Raw genomic sequence first — 24,387 nt, 5'->3', positions numbered from 1 at the left:
TCAATTCGAAGCCGTGATTTCTCGGATAGGAATGCGGATTTCGATCCCAAAGCCGGAGTTTTTAAGGGAGAGAATACGGGCGTCCCCTCCATGCGCCTTTGCAATCGCTTTCACAATTGATAGGCCGAGACCGGATCCGCCCCTGCCCCGTCCCCTCGAATCGTCAGCGCGCCAAAAGCGTTCGAAAGCCCGTAATCGGCTTTCCTCGGAGAGGCCTGGCCCCGTGTCGCTACAGCGGAAAAAGACGTGTTCGCCTGCGACGCCGGTCTCGACGGACACGGTGCTTTGCGGTGCGTAACGGCAACAGTTCTCTAGCAAGGCTATGAAAGCCTGACGCACACGCCAACGGTCAGCGACTGTAACTGCATGGCCAAGCGCGGACACCGTTTTGATCCCAGATTTTTCGAACTGATCTTCCAGCGATGCAAGAACACTCTCAGCCTCTGTCGCTAAGTCAAATTGGGTGCACCTCAGGTCGAGTTTGCCAGCGTTACCGAGTGCGAGTGTGCGCAATTCCTCGACAATTGCCGACAGGTCGTCGACATGCCCGATAAGGCGTGCATAGGATTCACTACTGGGTGAAAAGGCTCCATCCAATAGGCCTTGCAGGCGGCCGCGAAGTATCGTCAGCGGTGTCCGCAACTCATGCGCGATCGCTGAATTGGAATATTGCAACTCAGCCTCCGCACGCTGCAATCGCTCCGCCATTTGGTTGAAGTCATTAACCAATTCCCTTGCCTCGCCGAAGTTTTCGTGTCGTAAACTGGCGCGTGCAGAGAAGTCACCATTTGCAATCTTGCGCGCCGCATTCGCAACCGACTTCAACGGGTCGACAATCCGCTTTGCAAGAACCCACCCAAGCACTGAAGCTGTCGATATACCCACTCCTAAGAGAAGGCCCAGAGTTATGATATCGCCCGTCCGAAGTACGTCATCATCGGTGAAATCGGGATAAAGCCATTCATAAATGAAAAAAAAGTAAGCCGTCAGCCCGAAGTAAACCACAGCGAACGCCAACAACGTAAGCATTATCATCGCACGCACAATCAATGAGTTTAAGTTTTTACCCATTTTTATTGTCCAAGCGGTATCCAACGCCGCGCACTCCAGTAAGCAATCCGTCAGCTCCGGCGGCAGCTAACTTGCGGCGCAAATTGCTCAAATGGCTATCCACAGTCCGGTCGAGCGCTTCACCTTCGGGCAGACACGCATCAACCAACTCCGAGCGCTCAAAAACCTTCCCCAGGCTCGAAGCCATATGGGATAGAATACGGAACTCTGTCTTTGTTAACTCAAGCGTGAGAGGACCTGTGTCCCTTTCAACCGTGACACGATACGCCTGTAAGTCCACGGTTACTGACCCCACGCGCAACAAACGTTCAGCCTGCACACCCATACTTCTTCGCAGGACGGCTTTCACACGCGCTACCACCTCAAGCGGATTAAAAGGCTTAACAACGTAGTCATCGGCTCCGATACGTAAAGCTTGCAGCTTATCCAAGTCTTCGGCCAAAGCGGTCAACATGATGACCGGCGTATTGCCGCGGCGGCGGATTGCAGCCAAAACGTCATAACCGTCCTGTCCCGGCAATTTAATATCTAGGACCACGAGATCAGGGCGAAGACGAAGATGATGCCCTAACCCGACAGTTCCGTCACCTGCCGTGACAACGCGAAACCCCTCGCGAGACAGATACGTCTCGATGATTTCAGCAATTTCGGGCTCATCCTCAACAATGAGAATTAAAGCATTGTTCATGGCTATCTACCATCTCTGAAATGTTTTCGACGGATGTTCATTTAAAGCACCGACTGGGTTCGGCGGACGGTGTTATTTTCTTACTCTGATTAATCGGCTGATTGTTACATATAACAAGGGTACAAAGAAAACAGCCAGGACGGTTGCGAATAACATTCCTCCAAAAACCCCTGTTCCTATTGCATTCTGAATTTCAGAACCGGCCCCGCGCGCGATCATGAGTGGCACGACCCCCAAGATAAAGGCCAGTGAAGTCATCAGAATTGGCCGGAATCTCAATCGCGATGCCTTAAGCACTGCTCTGTTGAGGCTTTGCCCCTCGTTGCGCAGATGGCGAGCATATTCAATCAACAAAATGGCGTTCTTTGCAGAAAGTCCGATTATTGTAATGACGCCGACTTTGAAAAACACATCATTTTCCATGCCCCGCGCCAGCACAGCCAGCACAGCCCCGAGCACGCCAAGCGGCACAACCAACATAACGGCCAGCGGGATTGTCCAGCTTTCGTAAAGTGCGGCCAAGACCAGAAATACCACGAGCATCGATGCGGCTAAAAGAATTGGCGTCTGGGTTGCGGATTGTCTTTCCTGTAGCGATTGCCCCGTCCACGCAACCGCAAATCCTGACGGTAACTGTTTTGCCAATCGCTCCATCTCGGACATTGCCACTCCACTCGAAACACCCGGCGCAGCTGAACCTGAAAGACGAGCAGCGGGGTAGCCGTTATAGCGCGCCAATTGAAGCGGCGTCATTTGCCAGACAGGCTGGACAAACTCCGACAGGGGAACCATCGCGCCATCAATATTGCGCACTTCAAGGCGAAGCACATCATCAATATGCATACGATGCTGTGCATCGGCTTGCACGACTACCTGTTGAAGGCGGCCGTCTTTCGGAAAATCGTTGACATAAGTTGACCCGATTGCTGTCGAAATCATGTCGCTCACGGTTGAAAAAGAAACACCGAGAGCCAGCGCCTTCTGGCGATCAATATTCAACGCAATATTCTGCCCATCTGGAAGCCCATCCGTCATCACGCCCGTGAGCAATTTGCTCTTGGAGGCGAGCCTTATCAACTCACTCTCGGCCGCTTTCAGTGCTGTTGGCCCGGCATTACCCCGATCCTCCAAGCGAAGGGAGAAACCAGATGTTGTTCCCAGCGATTCAATGGCCGGTGGTTTCATTATCATCGCGGTTCCCTCCGGAATATCCGCCATCGCCGCTTGCGCCGCCGCGATCTCTTCGTTAACCGTTGTCTTACGATCACTCCAAGCCTTAAGACTGGTAAACGCCTGAGCAGCATTCGGACCAGAGCCGGAAAATCCGAAACCTTGAATAACAATGCTCTCAGTAATATCAGGGCGGGAGGCGGTGTGTTTTTCATATTTTGCAATAATCTCCCGCGTGCGCTCTGCTGTGGCACCAGCCGGCAGCTCGAACATTGCCATGAAATTTCCCTGATCTTCTTCAGGCACGAACGATGTCGGTAGTTGAGAGTAGCTAACGCCTAGTACTCCCAAGAGCAAAATGTAAACCAACAATATCCGAACACCACGCCGTAAAATCCAGCCGATAGCGCCGGTATAGCGTGCACTTAAACGGTCAAACTTGGTATTAAACCACGAGAAGAAACGTACTTCTGCGTGGGGGCCGACAGGCTTGAGGATAGTGGCGCACAAAGCAGGCGTAAGGGTAAGTGCGAGGAAGGCTGAAAACAGGATCGACACTGCCATCGACATTGTGAATTGGCGGTAGATTGCTCCCACAGAACCATCGGACAATCCCATAGGGATAAAGACGGCGACCAAAACCAATGTGATCCCGACGATTGCACCCGAAATTTCGCGCATTGCTTTGCGAGTAGCCTCCTTCGGCGAGAGCCCCTCCCTTGCCATGATCCGTTCTACGTTTTCGACGACGACAATGGCGTCGTCAACAATGATACCGATTGCCAAAACCATGCCAAACATGGTCAAAACATTGATCGTGTAACCGGCAACCAGCATCACCGCGAATGTGCCAAGCAGCGCGATCGGCGCGACAATTGTTGGGATCAATGTGTACCGCAACTTCTGCAGAAACAGCAGTATCACGAGGAACACCAGAACCATTGCCTCTACAAGTGTCTGCACCACCTTCAAAATCGACACTTTCACGAAGGGCGCGGTATTGTAGGAAATTGAGACTGAGAGATCACTCGGCATTGTAGCCTGCAGTTCACCTAACCGCTTTTCGATCGCCGCCGCAGTGCTGACGGCATTGGCACCCGGCGACATTTGTATCGCCGCTGCTGCAGCAGGCTTGCTGTTACTGCTGACGCTGAAGGCAAAAGTCTGTGCGCCAAGTTCCACACGTGCAACATCGGACAACAGCAGCCGCGCGCCATCTGTCTGGGTTCTCAAAGGTATTGCTGCAAACGCCTCGGGTGAGTTCAACTGTCCATGCACAATCAGTGGCGTTGAAACTGTGGTCCCCGGAACGGTCGGTTCATCCCCGACCCTGCCCGACGAAACTTGAGCGTTTTCGCGGGCAATCGCGCTCGTCACGTCGGACATGCTCAGGTTGTAGGCAGCCAGTTTCGTCGGGTTAACCCAAACACGCATTGCACGTTCGGAACCAAATTGTTGGGTACGTCCAACGCCGGGAACGCGTTTGAGCTCCTCGGCGATGTTACGCGTCAGATAGTCACCAAGGCTCAACTCGTCTGTCTCACCGCTGCGTGACTTGAGTGCAATGACCATAAGGAAGCCCGACTCTGACGCTTCCACATTTATTCCGTTACGGCGAACGACTTCTGGAAGGCGAGGCTCGGCATTTTTCAACCTGTTTTGAACATCCACTTGCGCGAGTTCGGGGTCCGTTCCAGGTTTGAACGTCACCGTGATATTCGCAGCACCTGTCGAGTCGACAGTCGATTCATAATATAAAACGTTTTTGACGCTTGAGAGTTCCTTTTCGATAGGAGCAACCACACTATCATTGACCGTTTGAACAGAAGCTCCAGTATATGTTGTGAAAATACTGATACTCGGCGGTGCGATAACAGGATAACGTGAAACCGGCAGTTGTGGGATCGCAACAACACCAGCCAATGCAATGAATATGGCAATAACCCAGGCAAACACCGGGCGATTGATGAAGAATTGTGGCATGGTGATCTGGCCTTTAAATCTTGTCTTTCACAGTCGTCGCGTTTGGTGAGTGATCGGCGTTTACGAGCATCCCATCCTGCAAACGGTCCTGACCGCGAATTACGATGGTTTCACCCGGTTGAAGCCCTGACTTGACCACCACACGGCGAGCGGTGGCTTCTCCAAGCGTTATTTTGCGCCTTTTTGCGCGCCCGTCGGGATCAACGACCATAAGACTGGCGTCGTCTCCTCCTGTCCGAACGAGAGCATATTCAGGAACAAGTATTACATCGGAGAGCAATCCGCTTGGCACTTGGGCACGAACAAACATGCCAGGCAAAAGCTGCAATTCAGGATTCTCAACGAGCACTCGGATCGTTGCATTGCCCGTCACGGTGTCAACCGTAACATCTGAAAGCACCAGCTTCGCCGGATAGGAATATGGCTTGCCATCGGCACGTAGTATCTCAATCTGGCCTATTTTCTCTTCTGCCGCAAATTGCACGGCATCGAGTTTTGTCGCAGGCAGGCGTAAATCCACATAAACACGTTCCAGCTGCTGAACGACTGCGAGTTCGGTCTGCCCCGAAATTGATGCGAGAGAGCCTTCGTCCGCGACGGTTCGCCCGATGTAGCCATCAATCGGCGATCTTATGGTGGCGAAGTCAAGATCAAGCTGACGACGGTGAAAAGCAGCACGAGCCTCGGCCAGATTTGCCTGCGCTGTCGACAAATTATTGCGTGCGTCTTCATAATTTTTAAGACTTGCTGCCTTACTCGCGAGCAAAGCTTCAGCGCGCTGAAATGCCGAGCGAGCATGTTCTAAACCGCTCTCTGCACGTGTCAATGCGGCTCGCGCAGTTTCCAGGTCTGCTAAAAACAAAGCGGGTTCAATTTCAAAAAGTATCTGGCCCGCATTTACACGGGAGCCGGCTTCAACAACTTTCTTCTTAATTATCCCACCGACTTGGGGCCTTATTTCGACCTTTTGAAAGGCCACAATGCGCCCCGGCAGTTCATCGGTAATAACAACGGATTCCCGCGTAACTTTCATAGTTACAGCGCTCGCTCGTTCCTCAGAGGAGGCTACTTCTGCTTTCCCAGCAGACCTACTCCGTTCTTGAAAAGCAAGAATAATAGCGAAGAAGAACCCGCCTAATACGATAGCGAAAATTGAAATGCGGCGGATTGTCATTTTGCGGTCCAAGCTTAATCTACTGCCTGCTTGTCGCATCGTTACGCTGAGATAATATCGAGGATCTGTGCAGATTGCGTGGAGATTTAGGGGTTTCTTACAAACAGTGAGATACGAAGATTCAACCCCCTATAATATAAACCTCAGACAGGTATATGCTAAGAGCCGTAGCGAAGCAGGATACTTTAACGGACGTAGTGCAAGAATGCATTTGGAGAGTGATCACGTGGTTGTTTTGTCGTGTTAATGAGATACGACATTAAAAATGCGAACAAAAATAACAGAATGCAAACGATTGAAAAATTTCTTAGAAGCATAGTATTTTCTTTTAACCGAATAATTACCATCCGCATCGGATAGCATAATATACCTTCAGAATGAATGAGATTCTGTTGGCCCCTATGTATTCGGGAGCTCCCAATTCGCCAGTTTCCCAACTGCTAAACGAAGCCACTACAGATGGCATTCCAGTCGCCGGACCCTGCAAAAGTGCCACTGTATTTTATGCAAAGCATTTTAATCGCTGCCTGGAGATGTATCAGAAATCGCGTCTCTTAAAGCTGATAAATAACCCCAACCATCTTCTAATTCGCGAAGCGTTGCACGGATCAGGATCGCAACTTTTTCATCTGATATGGGGCCGATTAGGTCCCAGCACTTGCCATCAGCGTCTTCCGCTTTGATGAAGAACTTGTTGTCTACCAAATCAACAAGAGGAGGAGAAAACACAATTACTGAAGTTTTATCAGTCATTTGATTTCCCTTAAATGAATGTTCTCGGTCGTCTCGCGAAAACCACATGTTGCATAATGATGTTGCTCGTTAGTAGTTGAACCCTCAGGTCGTCGGCCCACCGGTTCATCACTCCATATCAATACTATATGGAGCGATGGTGCAGTTTTATTGTAGGTTTCATGGAGCTCTTAGGTGATCCGTATTCCATCTTCTGCCTGCCTCAAAAACGAATGCAATCTGCGTGTCTGAAAGCTCGGGTGCTTTCATAAAATTCGGCTTCTCCCCGATTAGGGCTCATGCGTGGAAAACTCGAATTCTGAATGGCCTAGTTTATTGAGGCACGTAAGAGAACTTGCATTGGGCTGCCTTCGAGACAGGACGAGTGTCGTGGCTTTTTTGAATATGCGGCGTGCAGCTCAAGTCGCAACCCATGACAACCAATGATCTGCAAAGATGACCCGTCGCTGTGAACGTCTCCTCGTTTGTCGGCTTGGATTTCTCTCCCGAGATGTTGATTAGACGACGCATCGTTCAAGAAACAACGATTGACCTCTGTCTTCTTACGCCAAAAAATCACCCAAGATCTCTGGCTGCAAATAAACTCATCGACTTTCTTCGTCAGGTCATCGCACCGTTCGACCTGTGTCAATAACTGTACGTTGCGGCAGCTCTTTCGATGTTATTGAGGCCGAGCTCGTATGGATGAACCAATCGGGCTCAAGACTGCTGTAAACCTACATGGCAATGTTCAAACGACTGGCTGACTTTGGTTCATAAAAAAATGATAGTTGAACGCCAATTGCAAGAAACCATCGCCGAAGTTATATGGGTGTATTACTGCTTTCCGCTCAGCCTTTGGACGATTGCCCCCTGAGCGGGCAAAAGAATTTGTGTTGATGGATTCCGACCGGCATTCGACGACTGCACACCAGAAAACCATCTGTTTGCAGACCTTGGTTGTCGGACTGGCGTTCAAACGATGTCATTTATAATGCAGATTTCAAAATCGTGTGGTAAGGACAAGCCGGTCAAGCGGTCTGCGGTCACTTCGGACGCCGATACATCGCTTCTACGGATCGCTGTCTATCAGATCATGGCGAATTGCTTCCCGAACGAAATGCGGATTCATGATTTCAGAGCGATTTGTCTCGACATGATGAATAGCTTTGAAGCCAGCAAAGATCATGTCGTTTGGGGTGTCGCCGCAAAAACAGATTTCGCTCGCCAAGGTGCATTCATGAAATCCAAGGCTGCAGGACGAACCAAACAATACTTCAAAGCTGCAACCTAAACAATCAAATGGAGATCCATAAGGATATAACAATACATTGGCTCGCCCCGACTTGGGCAATTGAATATGCGTGAAACAGAAATCTCCGTTTAGTAACTACACCCCGCATCATTTCCAAATAACAACCGAAGCAGCTCATTTTTAATATATTGATTGTCTCTGAATGTATCGCTGATGTTTTCGGACAACGAATGTGACACAGTGAAAATAATTGCTATAAGTGCCGATGTTACGAAAACGTACGTGAATATTTTTGATGATGCACGTATGAGAAATGTAGTAATTAATGGAAGAAGAAGTGATGAAAGTTTTGAAATTTGGTAAAGTTCTGTCTTTGAATGTATTGATGCTATCAATGCTTTATTCAAATGCTTTTGCTAGCTATGGTTTTTATGTTGGAAAGAATTTAACAGATGATGGTTCTGTTCTAATCGGCGGAACGGGTGAAGAAGTGTCCGGTCACTGGCTAACCGTAGTGCCGGCTAAAAAGCATCCAGAAGGCTCGACAATATCTGTAGGCGCGACTGACAAAGCTTACATGCCAGGCAAGCTTATCGAGATCCCTCAAGTGCCTGAGACCTATAAATATATAAACATGAATTATAGCGATTTTGAAGGCTTTCCAGCACCTTTGACCAATGGTGGTCTGAACGAGCACGGCGTCGCGATCCGAGATATCTGGTCTAACTCACGTGATGAACTTGTGAAAATGACCCCAAATCCACAAACAGGACCACAATATAGTGACCTTGCACGCATTGCACTGGAGCGGGCGAAAACAGCGCGTGAGGCCGTCGAAATCATTGGTGACTTAATAAATAAGCATGGCTACACGACATACGGCGGCAACTCGCATCTGATCGCAGATAAGGATGAAGGTTGGGTGATGCTTCAATTTGCGGGTGGCAAGGGATTATGGGTTGCTGAACGCTTAGGACCTGATGACGTTCGCGTCTCATATCCAGGTTATATCGGTGAAATTCCAGCCGACATAACTGATAGTAAAGATTATATGGCCTCACCCAATTTCTATGATGTCGCTATAGAACAGGGCTGGTGGAAGCGTGAAGGTGATAAGCCATTCAATGTTCATGCTGTCTACAGCGAACAAGACCGCCCCATGCGTACTGGCCAAAAACACTGGACAATTGATACAGTTGAAAAAGAACTGCATGAAATGGCACCGGTCACGCTAAAAAAAATGATGAAGCTGGTCCGTGATCCACGCGTATCAACCGAACGCTCCGGCTACGGTGAAGTAGCTCAGCTGCGGGACACAGCGCATTCAGGCCTCAATTTGCTATGGGTTGCGCCAACTGGCTCAGTCACCGCGCCATTCGTGCCGTACCATATTGGCATCAATAAGGTCATCCCAGAATATGGGATTCATAGATACCTTTTCCGCGATGCAGGTTCCACATTTCTGAATGCCGAATATCAATCTCAGGAAGCAACACAGTTTGCAGGACGTTTGTTCAAGCGCATCATGTACCATACCTGCGCTAATCCAGAGACATTTCTTCCAGAGGTCACACAAGCACTTGAAGCCTTTGAAGCTAAGCAGATCGATGATATCCCGGAAGTTCAGGCAACGGCTGATATTCTCTACAAGGCTGAGAAGTCAGAATTGGCATCAAAATATTTGACTGATTATAGTGTCCGTCAGTCTGAACGCGCTTTGGATCTTGGTGAAGCCCTGCTTGCTTCAATTGAGGCTCGTTCGAAGCTTATTCATGGCATCGAAACAGCCGCAGGTACGGCAATTAACGCTGAAGGTACCGACATGCCATGTCGTAAAAAATAAGCGATAGTTTAATGAGCATCTAGAGCGTTTCCCTTTAACTCGTGCGGATATGATCCAACTTGAAGGGAAACGTTCTAAGGGAGGATCAGATGCTAGACGAAAAGATATCAGTTAAGAGGCACCATGCCCTTGGGCTAGCTTTTCAAGATACTGAAACGGCGTTGGATAAAGCGAAATAGGCACTCGGAGCATATGAGACGCGCGCGAAATCCCTTATCCTGATCACATATTCAGACCACAAAACCAAATGGATCGAATTGGCTAATTCGGTTCAATAAGTCCCCGCCACTCGTTGTAGATAAAGAGCACTACAGCGGACCATTTAGGCCCCTGTCGTCTTGAACCAAAACTGGCGAAAATTTCGGGATTTTGTGACTTTTTACGAAAGGCCCTACAGCGTGGCTGGCTGAAAGCCGAACCACCGATCTCATCCCTCACGTTTTGTTAAGTACGAATCCATCCGATAAACTTTTAGTCTTAATGCCGCGCGTTTACGCCATTAATGGTTGACGCCATTTAAATCCTACGCGCGGAGACTTCACATGCGACGATGTTTTCTCAATGCTCTGCTGATAGCTGTCATCGCAGGCTTCGCCGTCCATAGTGGTGCGACGCCCACGTACGCTCAGTCGACGCCAAAAACTCAACCGGGAGCGGGGCGCGCGTACGAGATCATCGATAGCGAAGTCTGGGATGTGCCCGATCCGGTTTCCGGTCGCGGTTACCAAGTCTTTGTCGCCTTACCACCGTCCTATGTAAAGGAGCCAAAGCGGCGTTACCCCGTGCTTTACGTCACCGATGCTGACTACGCTTTTCCGATCATCCGACAGATCGGCCGCCGTCTGAATGTCGAAGGTCCCCGAATTGAGGAATTCATTCTTGTCGGTTTGTCTTATGGAAAAGGTGAGGATGGCAAGGTTAGCCGGCAGCGCGACTACACCCCTACCTCGAACGGCCCAAGGAGCGCACCAGCTGGTGCGATCCATGGACAGGGACGGGCCTATCAGCGATACTTGGGTGATCAGGTGAAGCCATTTATTGCCGCCCGCTATCGGACCGATTCCGCCAGATCCTTCTTCCTTGGCCACTCCTACGGCGCTTTACTTGGCACACAGATACTGTTCACCGAGCCTGACTTGTTTAGCGGCTATATTCTGGGTAGCCCCTCTCTATGGTACGACAAGCGCCACACTTTCAAGCTCGAGACGGCTTACGCCAAGCGAAACAAGGACTTGCACGCAAAGGTCTATCTTTATGTTGGCGCCTATGAGGCACAACGCAAAGGCGACCTGCGCTACAACCAAACGGTAGATATGGTCGCCGACAACCGAGCTCTAGAAGCAGCGTTGCAGAGCCGAAAGTATCCGAACTTGCAATTGAAGTCTGCGGTCTTGGACGGCGAGGATCACCTTACCGTTGCGCCGCGTGGCTTCACGCAAGGCTTAGAGTACCTTCTGACAGTGCGCTGACACCGGTATCCGGGGCAAATTCGATGGCAGGTGTGAGACTCGCCAGTGCCTCGGATCCTAATTGCTAAGTGCTGACTGCCCTTTCACTTAGGGGACGGGTTATCCGGATGATATTCTCAACCCTTATGTGTCATGCGTTGATAGCCTTCTCAACAAAGTTGATAAGGTTTCATTAGGACTCACATCAGACTGAATGCACTCGATACTATCGGTCCGTAAAGTGGACTTCCGGGCACTGCTTGGGCTGTAGCCGAAATGCTGGGTGAAGGCCCGGGTGAAGTTCGCGGCTGTTTCAAAGCCAAGCCACTGGGCAATATCGGAAACTTTCCGGTTCTCAGAGTGATCAGCAAGCATTTCGTGCGCCGCAAGCAATCGCTTCTGACGAATATAGTTGAGTACTCCTCCGGAACTTTCAAATAATTGATAGAGGTGGGTACGAGAAATTGCAAGTTCTTTGCTCAGAACATCGGGATTCAAATCACGAGACATGAGGTTCTTCTGGATAAAGCGTCTCGCCTTGGTCATCAGGCCCATCGAAGCGACGTGCTCAGTCGCATTACCGTCTCTCACCAATGGAGCAATAGCACCGAATACGATCTGCCTTATTGCATCCCGCAACTCGGGCAAATCCCCACTTGTTATCTGACTTAGCCCCAACTGAAGACTGGAGATGAAATCGATCAGAAGATTGGCCCGATAGCCTCCAATTGAGGCGTTGTTGCTGGCCTCGGGCATTCCCCCGAGTCCTGCAAAATGGTCGACTGGAACAATCAGCATCACCGCTTCGGTCGCGAGCGCCCGGCCACGAAAAGGATAGCCAAGTGAACGGATGTTGATCATGCCTGGCTCGTTTTCAGCAACGCGTCCATCCACTTCTGTCCAAGTGCGCCCGCTACGCAAAAAGCTGATATGCCAGTGATCGATCGGGCTGGATCGAACCTGCTCTGGCGTGCGCTCATAGCTAAACGGTGGCGCATTTTGTTCTATAAGCAACATACCATGAAGATCCCAGACTTTCTGCAATACAAGAAAGCCGTCACTCGCATTAACGCCATCGGGCATACGCACATCATAAAGAGCCGCGATATGTTTTTTCCATGCAGAAAACTGCTCTGTGGCTCCCAGTGAATTAGTGGAAAATATCAGTGGGGCCAGAATATTAGTGCTGCGACTACTTTCGCCGAGCGGCGTAAGTTGTACTCGCGCAGACTGGCGCCGCTCAACAAATTCAGACTTAAGATCGCTCACAGCCTTGTCGCTTGGGGTCGTCATGGCAACTCCTCAAACCAACTCTCAGGTCCAAGGTACGCGGAACGCCACCCAAGTCCCTCCACGGATATTAGCACTTGAACATGTAAAATCAAAGCATCTGGAACTCTACAGTCTATTCCGGGTTAATCCGTGCAGACGATCATGGCATCCATCGACGCCGCTATCGCATGAGCGTCGAAAATACTGCACTTAAGGTGATAGCTTGCGAGCATGGCCAGCGTTCAACGAGGTTTCTGCCACCTAAGAAACTTCATAAGAGGTGCCGGAATATATTTGATGAAATGACCTGGTTGTATCGGATTTAATGAAAATTGTCATGAATATCCGGCAGGAGTTTTAACTCGTATCCGATAGTAAGCACGGTAATAACAACCGGAGGCAATCGTATGAACAATGTATTTGCATATACTGTGCGCCGCGAAACCTTGAAATGGGCTGCCGCTATTATCGTTGGACTTTTCGCTTCATTGTGCCTGACGGCAGGCGCCGAAGCCAAGGATGCCGGCAAGCAGAAAAGCGAAACGATTTCCGTTTACCTCGTCAAGTACATGGTGAATAGCCAGGCACGATACAACAAGCCCGCATCGGCCAAGGTCATCAAGGTTTCCGCCACGCAATATGCAGCCGGTGCGCCATATGTGTGCACGCCGAGTGGCTTCGGGCAGAAATCCCGCTGCTTCATCCGCGACTAAACCGCGTATCGGTCTGATTCAATCAGATCGGTGCTCCAAATTTGTTTAGAACCGCGCATCCCGAAAACTCTCGTAAGTTTCTCGGGATGCGCTCGATGGCGCACTGGCTCGCAAAAACTCCATACAGATGAGCGGGCCGATATGCGTGCCTGGCGATCATCTCGCGTTGGCTTTCATGATCGCCAACCCCCTACTGACACGGTCGCCTCGCAATAGCTTGGCGGCCTCATCGGTCGAGCGTGGCGGATTATTGCGGAAGACATACCAGCTACCACCCAGTGAGCGCTTCTGATAGATGACGCCACCTTTCTGGCGATGGAGGAAACAGGTCGTATCGCTGCCACCGCCCATCTTGTTGACCCAATAGGCCTCCAGGCAGAGCTTGCCGCGATTGGTAGCGTACCAGCGCCCCTGCCCGTTAGACCACGCTCTGCCTTTCTGCGACCAGGCGATGAAACGATGTCCGTCGGCAGAGAAATAGCCGCCGCCATCCTTCCATTTCCATGATTTACCAGAATAAAGCGCCTCAAGCGCTTCGGCTGATAGCGGTGCAGCCGCCGCAGCCTTGACGGCGATCGAGTCCTCAGTTTTCTGTTTCGGCGCCGCATCGGCAGCACCTGCCAGAAGAAGCACGGACAGCGCCGCACCTACGGTTCTCAAACGGATCGAAAACATTGTCGTATTCCTGTTCAGACGTTAAGCAATTCCAGCAAAAGTGCGAAGCTATTTTGCGTGAGGTAAATGCGACGAAACAAATGCTTAGAGCGGTTCCAGCGACACTGTTTTAACTGGAACCGGTCCAGAGCATGACCTGATCAAGACGCACTTGCGCCTCTGGATCAATCAAGCGGATGGTTCGCAACCCGCCAGTCAGGCCGCCCAACACCCCGTGGCCACGGATAGACTTCACGGTCATTGAAGTAGACGGTCGCAGTCAGTTCCGGAAATTCAGGTTGCGGTTTGTTGGTCTCCTGCGCCCATGCTCGGACATAGGCGTCGCTTCCTTCATAGCCAAGTTCGGCGATGACAATCGGCTTCTTGAAGCCTACTACCCGTTCGTATCCCGGTTTTGTCCGCTCAACGAATGTGGACGCATGCCCCAGTTCCAGCATATCGTAAGGTTCATAGCCGAACACCGACAGGCCGATCACATCGACATAGCCATCGCCCGGATAATAGGTCTCAAGCCCCGCATCTCCCTTCGGGGACCACATATATTTGGCGTTCGGCAAGGACTTGCGGCAGACATTGACCGCATGCTGATAGGCGCGGACATAGCTCTGTGCCGACCAGTAAGACCACGTGAACTGACCCGTTTTGTCATCCATTTCCTGTGCCCAGCGAATAGTGACAGGGCTCTTCAGCTTCGACGCAGCGGAGCAGACGGCAGCCATGTTTGTATCGTAATGCCCTCGCACGATCCCGTTCAGGAGAGCGTCCGGTGCAACTCGCCAGTCGCGAGCCCATGACCAGGGCTCGACGGTTATCAGCAATTCACGGCCCCGTGCCTGCGCGTAAGCATCAGCGGTCGACAGACTCGTCAGGTCCACATCTTCCCACGGAAGGAACAGATGTTCGATGCGAGAATTGGGATCGTTGGTGAAATCCCCGCTCGGATCATAGGCCCCGAACGTGATGGATTGCGGTGTTATCACCGGGCGTTTGTCGTGGAACATGTTGCGGGTGTCGACATTGGCACCCGAAACGCCGCTCGCAGCGTAAACAGCGGTTGAAAGCAGCCCACCGCAAAGAATGGCCGTTGTTATTTTATATGATGTTTTCATCGCCGCCTCCTTTATTGTACGGGCGATAGGCCAACGGGCAGCACCAGATTCAGCGCTTCCGTTTTTGGCGTTATTGTTTCGATGGGGAGGAGCTTGTGCGCCTCATCATCCTTGTTTTCGCCAGCATGTCGGAAGACGTACCAGACACCGTCCGGCTCGCGTTTTTGATAGATCGTCCCATCGGCGATGCGGTGGGAGAAACAGGTCTTGTTCGAAAAAACTCCCTGATCCAGATGCCACTTCGCATCGAAACACATCTGACCAGACCAGGTGATCCGCCAGCGTCCTTCCGCCCAGGCCTTGCCTTTCTCGCCATCAACACGGGCGGTGAAACGACGGTTCTGGCTTTCCATCCGGCCAGCTCCGTCAACCCACTGCCAGTTCTTGTCACGATAGAGTAGGTAAAGCTCGGCAGGAGTCATCACACGGGCGCCGTCGGGCAAACCATTTGACGGAACTGTCGCCGCTCCAGCCGGTCCGCTTAGCCCCGCAAGCAGGACAACCAGCGGCAGAACGCATCTGCGCCGATCAGCGTTCCGACCAGATCGGTACCGTTGGTCTTCATACATCACATGTTTCATTTGAACCTCCCACGACCTTAAGGTTGCGCGCACCCGCCAAGGGTTCTTGCGCTTGACGGATGCGCGCGTGCGGCAGAACGTTTGTTGGTCTTGTTTCCTGCCGCTGTTGAATGGGACGGCCGATTGTCGAAATCCGGAAGCCCAGATTCCTGGCAATCGCCGGTGAAAAAACATTGCGCAGATCGACGAGTACAGCGTCCCGCATGACCTGTTTCATCCGAACGAGATCGAGTTTGCGGACACTGTCCCATTCGGTCACGACCACCGCCGCATCGACAGTGCTCAGGCACTCGTAGGGATCGTCGTAAAACTCGACGTCCCTGAGAAGACTGCGTGAATTCTCCATTCCGGCGGGATCGTAGGCCCGGATGCTGGCACCGAAGCGCTGCAAGGTTTCGATGAGCGGGATGGACGGTGCGTCGCGCATATCATCTGTATCGGGTTTGAACGTGAGGCCGAGGACGGCAATCGTTCGGCCTTCGACACTGCCGCCGAGCGCATCCAGAACCTTCAGCGCCATGCGACGCTTGCGCGCTTCATTGACGGTGACCGTTTCCTCGACGAGTCGCAGGGCAACCCCGTGATCCTGGGCAGTTCGCAACAGCGCAACCGTATCCTTTGGAAAACAGGAGCCACCATACCCCGGCCCAGCATTGAGAAAACTGGTACCGATACGCTTGTCCAGCCCCATGCCGAGCGCCAGCTCGGTGACATCGCTGCCGACTTCCTCACACAGATCCGCCAGTTCGTTGATGAAGGTGATCTTGGTTGCGAGAAAAGCATTGGCCGCATATTTGATCAGTTCCGATGTCCGGCGCTGCGTAATTACAATTGGCGTCTTTGCTGCCTCGAGTGGCGGAGCATAAAGGGCGACGAGTACCGAACGTGCACGTTCATCTTCCACACCGATGACGACGCGATCAGGCTCGAGGAAATCGCGGATCGCGACACCCTCGCGCAGGAACTCCGGATTGGACGCAACGGAGAATGTGCCGGACCTTCGAACCGAGCCTATGATCTTCTGCACCACATCGCCTGTGCCGACCGGAACGGTGGACTTGATCACGACGACGCTGTGGTCGTCGATCAGCGGCGCAAGCGCGCGAGCGGCCATATAGACGAAGGACAGATCGGCGTCGCCTTGGCCCGCCCGTGCTGGTGTGCCAACGGCAATGAAGACAAGCTCCGCACCCTTGACGGCTTCCTCCAGATTGGTGGTGAAGTTCAGCCGACCAAAGGCAAAATTGCGTTCCACCAGTTCGTCCAGCCCAGGTTCGTAGATCGGCACGATGCCGCGCTCCAGCCGGACAATCTTCTGGGCGTCCTTGTCGACGCAGACGACCTCGTGTCCCCATGCCGCGAAGCACGTGCCACTCACCAATCCGACATATCCCGTACCAATGACAGCGATCTTCATAATCGTCGCGCCTTTCCTGCTAGTCCGTTCCGCTAGCGGTATTCGTGCGCCAGCGTGGATTGAAAATTGTCCTGTGGACGTCACGTCCGCCTACGCCGGCACCGGCAACCGAGAAGCGGTCGTCAAATACCGTGAAGCTTTTCGTGCCCCAACTCAGTGCCTCAATGCCGTCGCGTCCGCGCTCGACAGTAGTAAACCCAGTCAGCGCGACCAGCGCCGTAAGACTGCAAGCCATTGCTGGCCGATAGAAGCGGCTCGTCATCCGCACGTGATTTTCGCGTGTGTGCTGGATCACGATCATCGTCATCAAGAACAGGTAGAAGCACGCATTGATGATGGCGAAGACGAAGAAGCCGCGTGTCTGATCGGCAGCACTGACGAAGAGGACGGGCATAATGGACAGGCCGGAGATCAGCGCATAGGGAGCGATCACCCGTAGTGGCACAGGATCGACCTCGGATGAGCCTTTCGGCGTGACGCGAAAATCAACAAAGGAACCGGTCAGCCAGTCACGGAAAGCTGCGAAGGTTCCAGCCAGAACCCAGGGCCACCGCGCCAGCAGGAACAGCATCGCCTCCCAGCTGAAAATCCTGCCGTCGACCGGGCGAAAGGTCTTACTCGAACGCCACCAGAATGCCAGCGCCAAAATCACGAGCGATTGCGGCATGAAGTGCGTCAGGAAGGCAGGATAGGTAACGCTGACGAAATTATCGCCATAAGCCAGAATGGCTATCGGCAGAATGAATGTCAGCGCCAGGAAGAACGCGTAGAGAGGATACCAGAGTTGCGAGAATAGGAACTGGATCTTCAGACGCAGGGGCAACCGACCGATCAGCTTCGGCGTATATTGTAGCAGGATCATCACAAGACTGCGCGACCACTGGAATTCCTGCGTCACAAGATCGGCAAAGGTGCGCGGACCGTCGCCATGGGCAATGGCATCCAGCGCATGAACACCCCGCCAGCCATGCGCATTCATGAACAGGGTCGTGGAATGATCCTCAGCGAGTTCCGGTCCAAGACCGCCGATTTCCTTCAATGCCGCCGTGCGTACCGCATAATGAGAGCCGATGCAGACCGGGGCAAAGCCGCCATTGTAACCGGCCTGCAGCGAGCCATGCATACTGGCTTCCACATAGAGACGCCCCCGGGCCGACCAGCTTTCATTCGCATTGCGATCACAGATGCTCGGTGCGGAAACATAACCCACAGCGGGATCGGCGAAGGGCCGCAGCACGTTGAAGAGATAACCCGGTTCTGGCACATGGTCGGCATCGAGCTGCGAGACGAAATCATAGCGCTCATAACCATAATGATCGTAGAAGAAGGCGAGATTGCCCTCCTTGCAGCGGGTACGGCGCGGCCAGGTCTGCCGATGATAGTCAGCACGGCCCTTGCGCGTGGAAACGAACACGCCGTGCTCCCGACACCAGGCAAGCGTCGAGGGTGAAGGATCCTCGTCGGCAAGCCATGTATCGTGCGGCACATCTTGCGCCAGCATTGCGCGCAATGTTTCAGCCACCACCTCGAAAGGTTCAGACGGAGCCTTGGTGACGACCATGGCGACGCGGCTTCCGGCGGGGATGCGAAGCGGGCCGGTCGGGCGCGCTGCATGGAAGAAAACAGTGATGAAATAAAGCGGCAGGATCGTGATCCAGGCCAAGAGTGCCGTTACCAGAATGGAGCCGACCAGATGATTGTGCTTTGCACTGATGAACCACCATTGCCAGAAATAGCTGATAGCGAGAGCCCACAGGATGATGCCCACCACATATTCCACCCGTTTGCGGCCGGTGAAGATGGGTGCCAGCAATGGTTCCCTTTCGCCATTTTCGCCGTCAATGGCCGGATGAAATTCGCGCCTTGTCATGTCCGAATCTCCAGACCAAAGAAGGGCGCAGCTGTGCGGATGATGGTGTCGAGATCGGAATGGAGCGTGCGAAAGCCAAGCTTTGCAGCCGCTGCAGCCGGGTCGGCATAAAGAGCCGGCGGATCACCAGCCCGGCGTGCGCGCATTTCGACAGGCACCTTGCGTCCGGTGAGCCGGTGTATCGCATCAACGATTTCCTTGATAGATGTCCCACGTCCGGTTCCCAGATTAAGGACCAGATTGCCGCCGCCATTCAGAAGATGCTCGACCGCAAGCACATGGGCCCGTGCCAGATCTTCCACGTGAATATAATCGCGAATGCAGGTGCCATCCGGCGTTTCATAATCGTCGCCATAGACTTCCAGACAATCTGCCATGCCCGCCGCAGCCAGCATGGCGCGCGGGATCAGGTGGGTTTCAGGAACGTGCATTTCTCCCAGCTCACCGTCCAGATCGGCGCCGCAAGCATTGAAGTAGCGCAACGCCGCATAGGACATGCGATAGGCTGCTGAATAGTCGGCCAGCATATGTTCCGCGATTAGCTTTGTCCGACCATAGGGATTGATTGGATTCTGCACTTCTCTTTCGCGGATCGGCAGCACATCCGGAATGCCATAGGTGGCGCAGCTCGACGAGAAAATGACAGGGCGCCCGCCTGTCAGGCGACTGACTTCCAGAACGGACTGGATCCCGCCGACATTATTGCGATAATATTTCGCGGGGTCCGTGACTGATTCACCCACATAGGCCGAGGCCGCAAAGTGGATGATTGCTACCGGATCAAAGGTCCTGACGGCAGCGATAAGCTGTTCCTGCGAAAGCGTATCACCTTCGACAAACTCGCCCCAGCGCACGGAAGACCGGTGACCCGTCGACAGGTTGTCATAGACGACCGGCGAGAATCCGCTCTTGTGCAGAAGCTTGGCGGTATGGCTGCCAATGAAGCCAGCACCACCGGTGACCAGTATGTTCCACGGGGTCATTTCGCCACCTCGAAAAGCTCGCCCGATGGTCTGACCAACTGGCGTTCAAAATAGGCGACCGTCTGCTTCAATCCTTCGACCAGTGCGATCTGTGGTTCCCAGCCAAGCTCGCGTTTAGCGAGTGTAATGTCGGGGCACCGCTGGCGCGGATCATCAGTGGGCAGTGGGCGATAGACGATGCGCGAGGACGAGTTTGTCAGCGCAATGATCTGCTCGGCCAGCTCACGCACGGTGAACTCCCCCGGATTGCCGAGATTGACGGGCTTCTGAATCGGGCTGTTCATCAACCGGCTAAATCCTTCGATCAGGTCGTCGACATAGCAAAAGGAACGGGTCTGCGAGCCGTCGCCATAGATGGTGATGTCTTCGCGCTTGAGGGCCTGAACGATGAAGTTCGACACGACACGGCCATCATCGGGTCGCATGCGCGGGCCATAGGTGTTGAAGATGCGCACGATGCGGATGTCGACGCCATACTGCTTGTGAAAATCGTAGAACAGTGTTTCGGCCGAGCGCTTGCCTTCGTCATAGCAGGACCGGGGGCCGAACGAGTTCACATTGCCCCAATAGGCTTCCGGTTGTGGATGTGTTTGCGGGTCGCCATACACTTCCGACGTTGAAGCCTGAAAAATCCGTGCCTGATAATGCGCTGCAAGCTCGAGCAGATTGAGCGAGCCGATGACGCTCGTCTTCATTGTATGTACCGGATCGGCTTGATATTGCGGCGGCGATGCGGGGCATGCGAGATTATAAATCTCGTCCACCGGCAGATCGATCGGGTTTACAATATCGTGCCGCACGAAGCTGAATGTGTCGTATCGCAGGAGATTGCGCAGGTTCTCAAGCCGCCCCGTCGAAAAATTATCGACGCAGATGACAAAATTTCCTTCGTTCAGTAGGCGCTCGCAAAGATGAGAACCGAGAAATCCTGCACCGCCTGCTACAAGAATCCGCCGTGTTGAGATACGCTCTGCAGATATACCCGATGATCTGAAATTTATATTCACGAGATCCTCCAACACTACTCGTTGCGGGCGCCCTTTGTTGAAAAAGAACAGAATTTCCCTCTGCGGATTCGAGTTGAACCGCACTAAATTGCGCTTGTTGAATGCTTTAACTGATGATTGAAAGTAGCCGCGTTGAAGGCCAGTGTCGTTATCTTAGAATCCTAAAACTTATCCGGGCGTCCATTTTTGAGGTTCTTATAAGCTAACCCGAAGTATGTTCGGACCAACCAAAACGGCGTCTCCTATTGGCCTAAATCGTTGGATTTTGGCGCAAGCCGCTTTTGTTGGGATCTGTTGCAAACTTTTTGTCAACGCATGGTCTGATAGGATTCTGACTTTTAAAGATCTGATTATTTTTGATGTTTAAAGGCCGTCATTTCGATAAATCCGTCATTCTGCTGTGCGTTCGAGGGTACCTTGCTTACAATCTCAGGCTTGGTGATCTGAAGGAGATAATGGCAGAACATGGTGTTGAGGTGGACCATCCAAACTGCATCGCTGGGATCTTAAGAGAGTCCAAAACTGCTTGAACAGTTCAACCGATAGAAGCGCCAGGTCACACGTAAATGGAACCTTGATGGACGTAAATTAAGATCAAGGCGAGCGGCTCTACCTGTATCGTGCGATCGGTAGCTATGGCGATACGGTTGAGTTCTATTTCAGCTAAAACCTTAATTTAATCGCTGCCAAGCGGTTTCTGTGCAAGTCTTTGGCCCGCCACGGCAGGCCGGGGCGAGTGTGGGTGGCGTCTTCGCTTCCGTAAGGGATGTGGTCGAAAAAAATTATCCATTGGTCGTGCGCGTATCGGCAACGGATTTCGCCGATGGCGGTTTGACACCACTCCAAGTCGAAGCTCACCTCAAGCCGCTTCCCAAAGCATCATGCTGGTGTACAGTTTGAAAAGCTCCCTCCCTGACCGTGACACTGTTCGCTTTTCCGTTCGACTGAGACGATTGTAAGTCGCCTTCACATAACACCTGCTATCCTGGCGCTATCAGTGCGAATGACACTAGCAATTTTGGAGACGGTGTTCGGGCGACTTGCAATCATGATCATTTTCCTCCCGGCGCCATAATACATTGTAAAAACGTAATCTCGTGACAAAAAACCTCCGTCGCCCGTCTACCGGACATTAAACCGGCCATTCATACGGAAATTGGCGGAACTGAATTTTTTTAAGCGTATGATATTATTCTATTTTCATTGATATCCGTAGCGGTCAGAGAAGCGGACAGAAAGAAGGCCAAATGCCGATCCCCGACAATGGCGAGACAATAGGCTTGTTTGAACCCCTCATGGTCTCGGAAGGTTCCCCCTCGCGCGCGCACTTAAATGATCTCGTACTTGAACTTGCGGAGAAGTCTGCCGCATTCCGAAGTGGCCTTCCTGCTTCCATTGCTGAGGCTCTTGCCGATCTCGTGCGGGCCATGAACTGCTACTATAGCAACCTCATTGAAGGACACGATACTCATCCAATAGACATCGAACGCGCTATGCGAAACGATTTTAGCACCGATCCGAAGAAACGGAATCTTCAACTTGAAGCCAAAGCGCATGTTGCCGTTCAGAAATGGATCGATGAAGACGTTATGATGGAGCCGCCGACCGCACCCGTATCGGTGATCGAACTCCACCGTCGTTTCTGCGAGTTGTTGCCGCCAGAACTCCTCGTTGTCCACAACCCGGAGACGGGAGAGACGATTCCCGTTGTTCCTGGTGAGTTGCGCACCCGCTATGTCGAAGCTGGGCGGCACATCGCCATCAGCCCTGGCGCGGTGCCCCGATTTCTCGAACGAATGCACAAGGCTTACAGCATTCCAGGCAGGATAGATCCGATCCTTGCCGCAGCCTGTGCCCATCATCGGCTTCTCTGGGTGCATCCTTTCCTAGATGGAAACGGTCGGGTTGCTCGGCTCATGTCCTACGCCATGTTGCGCAGGACACTGGACACGCGCGGTCTTTGGTCAGTAGCACGCGGGCTGGCACGGCAAGAAGCAGCTTACAAGGGCCACCTTGCCGCCTGCGATGCCCCCCGCCTCGGGGATCGGGAAGGGGCGCGGTACCTTGAGCGAGGCCGCGCTCGCCTCCTTCACGCGTTTCTTTCTGCAAACCTGCATCGATCAAGTGGAATTCATGGAAAGCCTTATGCGGCCAGATCGGTTACGTGGCCGCATCCTGATTTGGGCTGAAGAAGAAATCCGCGCCGGAACCCTGCCTCCGAAAGCTGATACCGTAATGAAGGCCGTCCTCTATCAGGGGCAGATTGAGCGCGGAGAGGTCCAGGCGATTCTTGGTACTAGTGATCGCACCGCGCGGCGCGTTACGTCCGTGCTTCTCGAAATAGGCGCTCTGTCCTCCACATCAACGCGCGCGGCGCTCAAACTAGCGTTTCCAGCGAAGTACGCGGGACGGTGGATGCCGGGGCTGTTTCCCGATCAGGATTAATGAGATGCATGGCCGTCACCGGGTCGAAGAACGACCCGCTCCGAATTAATTTATTGAACCAGCGGGAAGAAATTCAGTATTTTCGCCGGTAATGCACCAGCTTGGCGCGCAAAATCAGTTTCCGTAAGCAACCGCTTTCGCGACAGCCTTTCGAGCGCAACGATGATCTGACCCCACAATCTGTTAATTTTTTATTCTATCGTTGAGAGTTATCGAATGGAAAGAACAGAGTTTCTCCATGGAGCCTCGAATGGTGTTTCTCTCAACGAATGGTAGCCATTGAGCGCGGGTTCGATAGCTGCGGCACGACCGCTCTGATTTTATACTCATCAAGCAAATAACTGCCAAGTGTGGCAGGTTCGACCTATGTTGAATGCCGCCACCCGTCCCAATGATATTGCTGAATTAAGGCCCTTCTGATTGTAGCCAAGCGCTATGGCAAGAGGCCGGTGCTATATTCAACGTCACGGATTTCCAATCACAGAGAGCAGCACAGGGTATACTATAGGAATAGCAAACATTACATGTTTACGTAAACCGGTCCTTCGCCGCCTTGTGGCGGAACCCAGTTGATGTTCTGGTTCGGGTCCTTGATATCGCAAGTTTTGCAATGCACGCAATTCTGCGCGTTGATCACAAAGCGAACATCCTTGGCCTGCGGATCAGCCGCGGAATTACCGTCAGCATCCACCCATTCATAAACGCCTGCAGGGCAGTAGCGCGTCGATGGACCTGCAAAGACATCATGTTCCGATGTCTGCTGCAGCTTCATGTCAGCCACCTGCAGATGCACAGGCTCGTTTTCGTCATGGTTGGTGTTCGAAAGAAACACTGACGAAAGACGATCAAAGGTCAGCACACCATCCGGCTTCGGATAATCGATCTTCTTGTGCTTTGCTGCTGGCTCAAGGCTTTGCGCATCGTTCTTCCCATGCTTCAGCGTACCAAAGA

The 24,387-nt window shown here is 52.5% G+C and carries 20 protein-coding genes and 2 pseudogenes; 8 read left to right on the top strand and 14 right to left on the bottom strand.

Annotated elements, in window-relative coordinates; translation table 11 throughout:
* From QSJ70_RS21190 to QSJ70_RS21170, 5 genes are all read right to left on the bottom strand, one after another.
* Positions 1 to 1,071: an ATP-binding protein gene (locus QSJ70_RS21190; protein WP_285539369.1), complete on the bottom strand. Its 1,071-nt coding sequence runs from the start codon at positions 1,069 to 1,071 to the stop codon at positions 1 to 3.
* Entirely contained in the window at positions 1,064 to 1,759 is a 696-nt protein-coding gene (locus QSJ70_RS21185) for a response regulator (RefSeq protein WP_285539367.1), read from the bottom strand. Before QSJ70_RS21185 ends, QSJ70_RS21190 begins: the two co-directional genes overlap by 8 nt.
* Before the next feature lie 72 nt (positions 1,760 to 1,831).
* A complete protein-coding gene (locus tag QSJ70_RS21180) occupies positions 1,832 to 4,912 on the bottom strand; it encodes a multidrug efflux RND transporter permease subunit (protein WP_285539364.1) in 3,081 nt (1,026 codons plus the stop codon).
* Positions 4,913 to 4,925: 13 nt separating this feature from the next.
* Positions 4,926 to 5,945: an efflux RND transporter periplasmic adaptor subunit gene (locus QSJ70_RS21175; RefSeq protein ID WP_252349157.1), complete on the bottom strand. Its 1,020-nt coding sequence runs from the start codon at positions 5,943 to 5,945 to the stop codon at positions 4,926 to 4,928.
* Between the two features lie 657 nt (positions 5,946 to 6,602).
* Positions 6,603 to 6,839, bottom strand: coding sequence for a hypothetical protein (locus QSJ70_RS21170; RefSeq protein WP_215779431.1), 237 nt, complete (start codon positions 6,837 to 6,839; stop codon positions 6,603 to 6,605).
* Between the two features lie 324 nt (positions 6,840 to 7,163).
* Between QSJ70_RS21170 and QSJ70_RS21165 the strand changes: the two are divergent.
* From QSJ70_RS21165 to QSJ70_RS21150, 4 genes and pseudogenes are all read left to right on the top strand, one after another.
* Positions 7,164 to 7,256, top strand: a pseudogene (locus QSJ70_RS21165) (type II toxin-antitoxin system VapC family toxin); the annotation flags it as partial.
* A gap of 556 nt (positions 7,257 to 7,812) precedes the next feature.
* Positions 7,813 to 8,112, top strand: coding sequence for a hypothetical protein (locus QSJ70_RS21160; RefSeq protein WP_285539359.1), 300 nt, complete (start codon positions 7,813 to 7,815; stop codon positions 8,110 to 8,112).
* A gap of 286 nt (positions 8,113 to 8,398) precedes the next feature.
* Positions 8,399 to 9,916, top strand: a complete 1,518-nt coding sequence (locus QSJ70_RS21155; protein WP_285539358.1) for a C69 family dipeptidase — start codon at positions 8,399 to 8,401, stop codon at positions 9,914 to 9,916.
* Positions 9,917 to 10,458: 542 nt separating this feature from the next.
* Positions 10,459 to 11,385, top strand: a complete 927-nt coding sequence (locus tag QSJ70_RS21150; protein ID WP_285539355.1) for an alpha/beta hydrolase — start codon at positions 10,459 to 10,461, stop codon at positions 11,383 to 11,385.
* A 123-nt stretch (positions 11,386 to 11,508) separates the two neighbouring features.
* On the opposite strand, the gene QSJ70_RS21145 is transcribed toward QSJ70_RS21150, so the two are convergent.
* Complete coding sequence (locus QSJ70_RS21145; RefSeq protein ID WP_285539353.1) at positions 11,509 to 12,657, bottom strand: helix-turn-helix transcriptional regulator; 1,149 nt, start codon at positions 12,655 to 12,657, stop codon at positions 11,509 to 11,511.
* Positions 12,658 to 13,043: 386 nt separating this feature from the next.
* Here QSJ70_RS21145 and QSJ70_RS21140 point away from each other — a divergent pair, with 386 nt between their 5' ends.
* Positions 13,044 to 13,349, top strand: coding sequence for a hypothetical protein (locus tag QSJ70_RS21140; protein ID WP_285539351.1), 306 nt, complete (start codon positions 13,044 to 13,046; stop codon positions 13,347 to 13,349).
* A gap of 156 nt (positions 13,350 to 13,505) precedes the next feature.
* On the opposite strand, the gene QSJ70_RS21135 is transcribed toward QSJ70_RS21140, so the two are convergent.
* From QSJ70_RS21135 to QSJ70_RS21105, 7 genes are all read right to left on the bottom strand, one after another.
* Positions 13,506 to 14,024, bottom strand: coding sequence for a DUF995 domain-containing protein (locus QSJ70_RS21135; protein WP_285539349.1), 519 nt, complete (start codon positions 14,022 to 14,024; stop codon positions 13,506 to 13,508).
* A gap of 164 nt (positions 14,025 to 14,188) precedes the next feature.
* Positions 14,189 to 15,133 (bottom strand): glycoside hydrolase family 26 protein, encoded by a 945-nt coding sequence (locus tag QSJ70_RS21130; protein ID WP_285539347.1) that lies wholly within the window; start codon positions 15,131 to 15,133, stop codon positions 14,189 to 14,191.
* A gap of 11 nt (positions 15,134 to 15,144) precedes the next feature.
* Positions 15,145 to 15,702 (bottom strand): DUF995 domain-containing protein, encoded by a 558-nt coding sequence (locus QSJ70_RS21125; protein ID WP_502871707.1) that lies wholly within the window; start codon positions 15,700 to 15,702, stop codon positions 15,145 to 15,147.
* On the bottom strand, positions 15,695 to 17,131 hold the full coding sequence (locus QSJ70_RS21120) for a UDP-glucose dehydrogenase family protein (RefSeq protein ID WP_285539342.1): 1,437 nt from the start codon (positions 17,129 to 17,131) through the stop codon (positions 15,695 to 15,697). The genes QSJ70_RS21125 and QSJ70_RS21120 overlap by 8 nt, the downstream gene beginning before the upstream one ends.
* Positions 17,132 to 17,150: 19 nt before the next feature.
* Positions 17,151 to 19,001, bottom strand: a complete 1,851-nt coding sequence (locus QSJ70_RS21115) for a glycosyltransferase family 2 protein (RefSeq protein ID WP_285539340.1) — start codon at positions 18,999 to 19,001, stop codon at positions 17,151 to 17,153.
* On the bottom strand, positions 18,998 to 19,984 hold the full coding sequence (gene galE, locus QSJ70_RS21110) for a UDP-glucose 4-epimerase GalE (protein WP_285539339.1): 987 nt from the start codon (positions 19,982 to 19,984) through the stop codon (positions 18,998 to 19,000). Before galE ends, QSJ70_RS21115 begins: the two co-directional genes overlap by 4 nt.
* The gene (locus QSJ70_RS21105; protein WP_215779472.1) at positions 19,981 to 20,991 is read right to left on the bottom strand and encodes a UDP-glucuronic acid decarboxylase family protein; all 1,011 of its coding nucleotides are present in this window, start codon (positions 20,989 to 20,991) and stop codon (positions 19,981 to 19,983) included. The genes galE and QSJ70_RS21105 overlap by 4 nt, the downstream gene beginning before the upstream one ends.
* A gap of 359 nt (positions 20,992 to 21,350) precedes the next feature.
* Between QSJ70_RS21105 and QSJ70_RS21100 the strand changes: the two are divergent.
* The 3 genes and pseudogenes from QSJ70_RS21100 to QSJ70_RS21090 all read left to right on the top strand — a co-directional run.
* Positions 21,351 to 21,745 (top strand): annotated as a pseudogene (locus QSJ70_RS21100) (DDE-type integrase/transposase/recombinase); the annotation flags it as partial.
* Positions 21,746 to 22,238: 493 nt separating this feature from the next.
* The gene (locus tag QSJ70_RS21095; protein WP_285539334.1) at positions 22,239 to 23,180 is read left to right on the top strand and encodes a Fic family protein; all 942 of its coding nucleotides are present in this window, start codon (positions 22,239 to 22,241) and stop codon (positions 23,178 to 23,180) included.
* Positions 23,137 to 23,436 (top strand): hypothetical protein, encoded by a 300-nt coding sequence (locus QSJ70_RS21090; RefSeq protein WP_285539331.1) that lies wholly within the window; start codon positions 23,137 to 23,139, stop codon positions 23,434 to 23,436. The genes QSJ70_RS21095 and QSJ70_RS21090 overlap by 44 nt, the downstream gene beginning before the upstream one ends.
* Positions 23,437 to 23,956: 520 nt before the next feature.
* On the opposite strand, the gene QSJ70_RS21085 is transcribed toward QSJ70_RS21090, so the two are convergent.
* A partial coding sequence (locus QSJ70_RS21085) for a 4Fe-4S dicluster domain-containing protein (RefSeq protein ID WP_285539330.1) occupies positions 23,957 to 24,387 on the bottom strand: 431 nt, incomplete at its 5' end.

Source organism: Brucella sp. NBRC 12950, from assembly GCF_030268145.1.
Taxonomy (GTDB): Bacteria; Pseudomonadota; Alphaproteobacteria; order Rhizobiales; family Rhizobiaceae; genus Brucella.
This window is presented reverse-complemented; position numbering and strand designations above follow the sequence as displayed.

Bases quoted from the DNA above. Each gene is read 5' to 3' on its own strand.
- QSJ70_RS21190 (WP_285539369.1), bottom strand. From the start codon at position 1,071: ATGGGTAAAAACTTAAACTCATTGATTGTGCGTGCGATGATAATGCTT.
- QSJ70_RS21185 (WP_285539367.1), bottom strand. From the start codon at position 1,759: ATGAACAATGCTTTAATTCTCATTGTTGAGGATGAGCCCGAAATTGCT.
- QSJ70_RS21180 (WP_285539364.1), bottom strand. From the start codon at position 4,912: ATGCCACAATTCTTCATCAATCGCCCGGTGTTTGCCTGGGTTATTGCC.
- QSJ70_RS21175 (WP_252349157.1), bottom strand. From the start codon at position 5,945: ATGAAAGTTACGCGGGAATCCGTTGTTATTACCGATGAACTGCCGGGG.
- QSJ70_RS21170 (WP_215779431.1), bottom strand. From the start codon at position 6,839: ATGACTGATAAAACTTCAGTAATTGTGTTTTCTCCTCCTCTTGTTGAT.
- QSJ70_RS21160 (WP_285539359.1), top strand. From the start codon at position 7,813: ATGCAGATTTCAAAATCGTGTGGTAAGGACAAGCCGGTCAAGCGGTCT.
- QSJ70_RS21155 (WP_285539358.1), top strand. From the start codon at position 8,399: ATGGAAGAAGAAGTGATGAAAGTTTTGAAATTTGGTAAAGTTCTGTCT.
- QSJ70_RS21150 (WP_285539355.1), top strand. From the start codon at position 10,459: ATGCGACGATGTTTTCTCAATGCTCTGCTGATAGCTGTCATCGCAGGC.
- QSJ70_RS21145 (WP_285539353.1), bottom strand. From the start codon at position 12,657: ATGACGACCCCAAGCGACAAGGCTGTGAGCGATCTTAAGTCTGAATTT.
- QSJ70_RS21140 (WP_285539351.1), top strand. From the start codon at position 13,044: ATGAACAATGTATTTGCATATACTGTGCGCCGCGAAACCTTGAAATGG.
- QSJ70_RS21135 (WP_285539349.1), bottom strand. From the start codon at position 14,024: ATGTTTTCGATCCGTTTGAGAACCGTAGGTGCGGCGCTGTCCGTGCTT.
- QSJ70_RS21130 (WP_285539347.1), bottom strand. From the start codon at position 15,133: ATGAAAACATCATATAAAATAACAACGGCCATTCTTTGCGGTGGGCTG.
- QSJ70_RS21125 (WP_502871707.1), bottom strand. From the start codon at position 15,702: ATGTATGAAGACCAACGGTACCGATCTGGTCGGAACGCTGATCGGCGC.
- QSJ70_RS21120 (WP_285539342.1), bottom strand. From the start codon at position 17,131: ATGAAGATCGCTGTCATTGGTACGGGATATGTCGGATTGGTGAGTGGC.
- QSJ70_RS21115 (WP_285539340.1), bottom strand. From the start codon at position 19,001: ATGACAAGGCGCGAATTTCATCCGGCCATTGACGGCGAAAATGGCGAA.
- galE (WP_285539339.1), bottom strand. From the start codon at position 19,984: ATGACCCCGTGGAACATACTGGTCACCGGTGGTGCTGGCTTCATTGGC.
- QSJ70_RS21095 (WP_285539334.1), top strand. From the start codon at position 22,239: ATGCCGATCCCCGACAATGGCGAGACAATAGGCTTGTTTGAACCCCTC.
- QSJ70_RS21090 (WP_285539331.1), top strand. From the start codon at position 23,137: ATGCGGCCAGATCGGTTACGTGGCCGCATCCTGATTTGGGCTGAAGAA.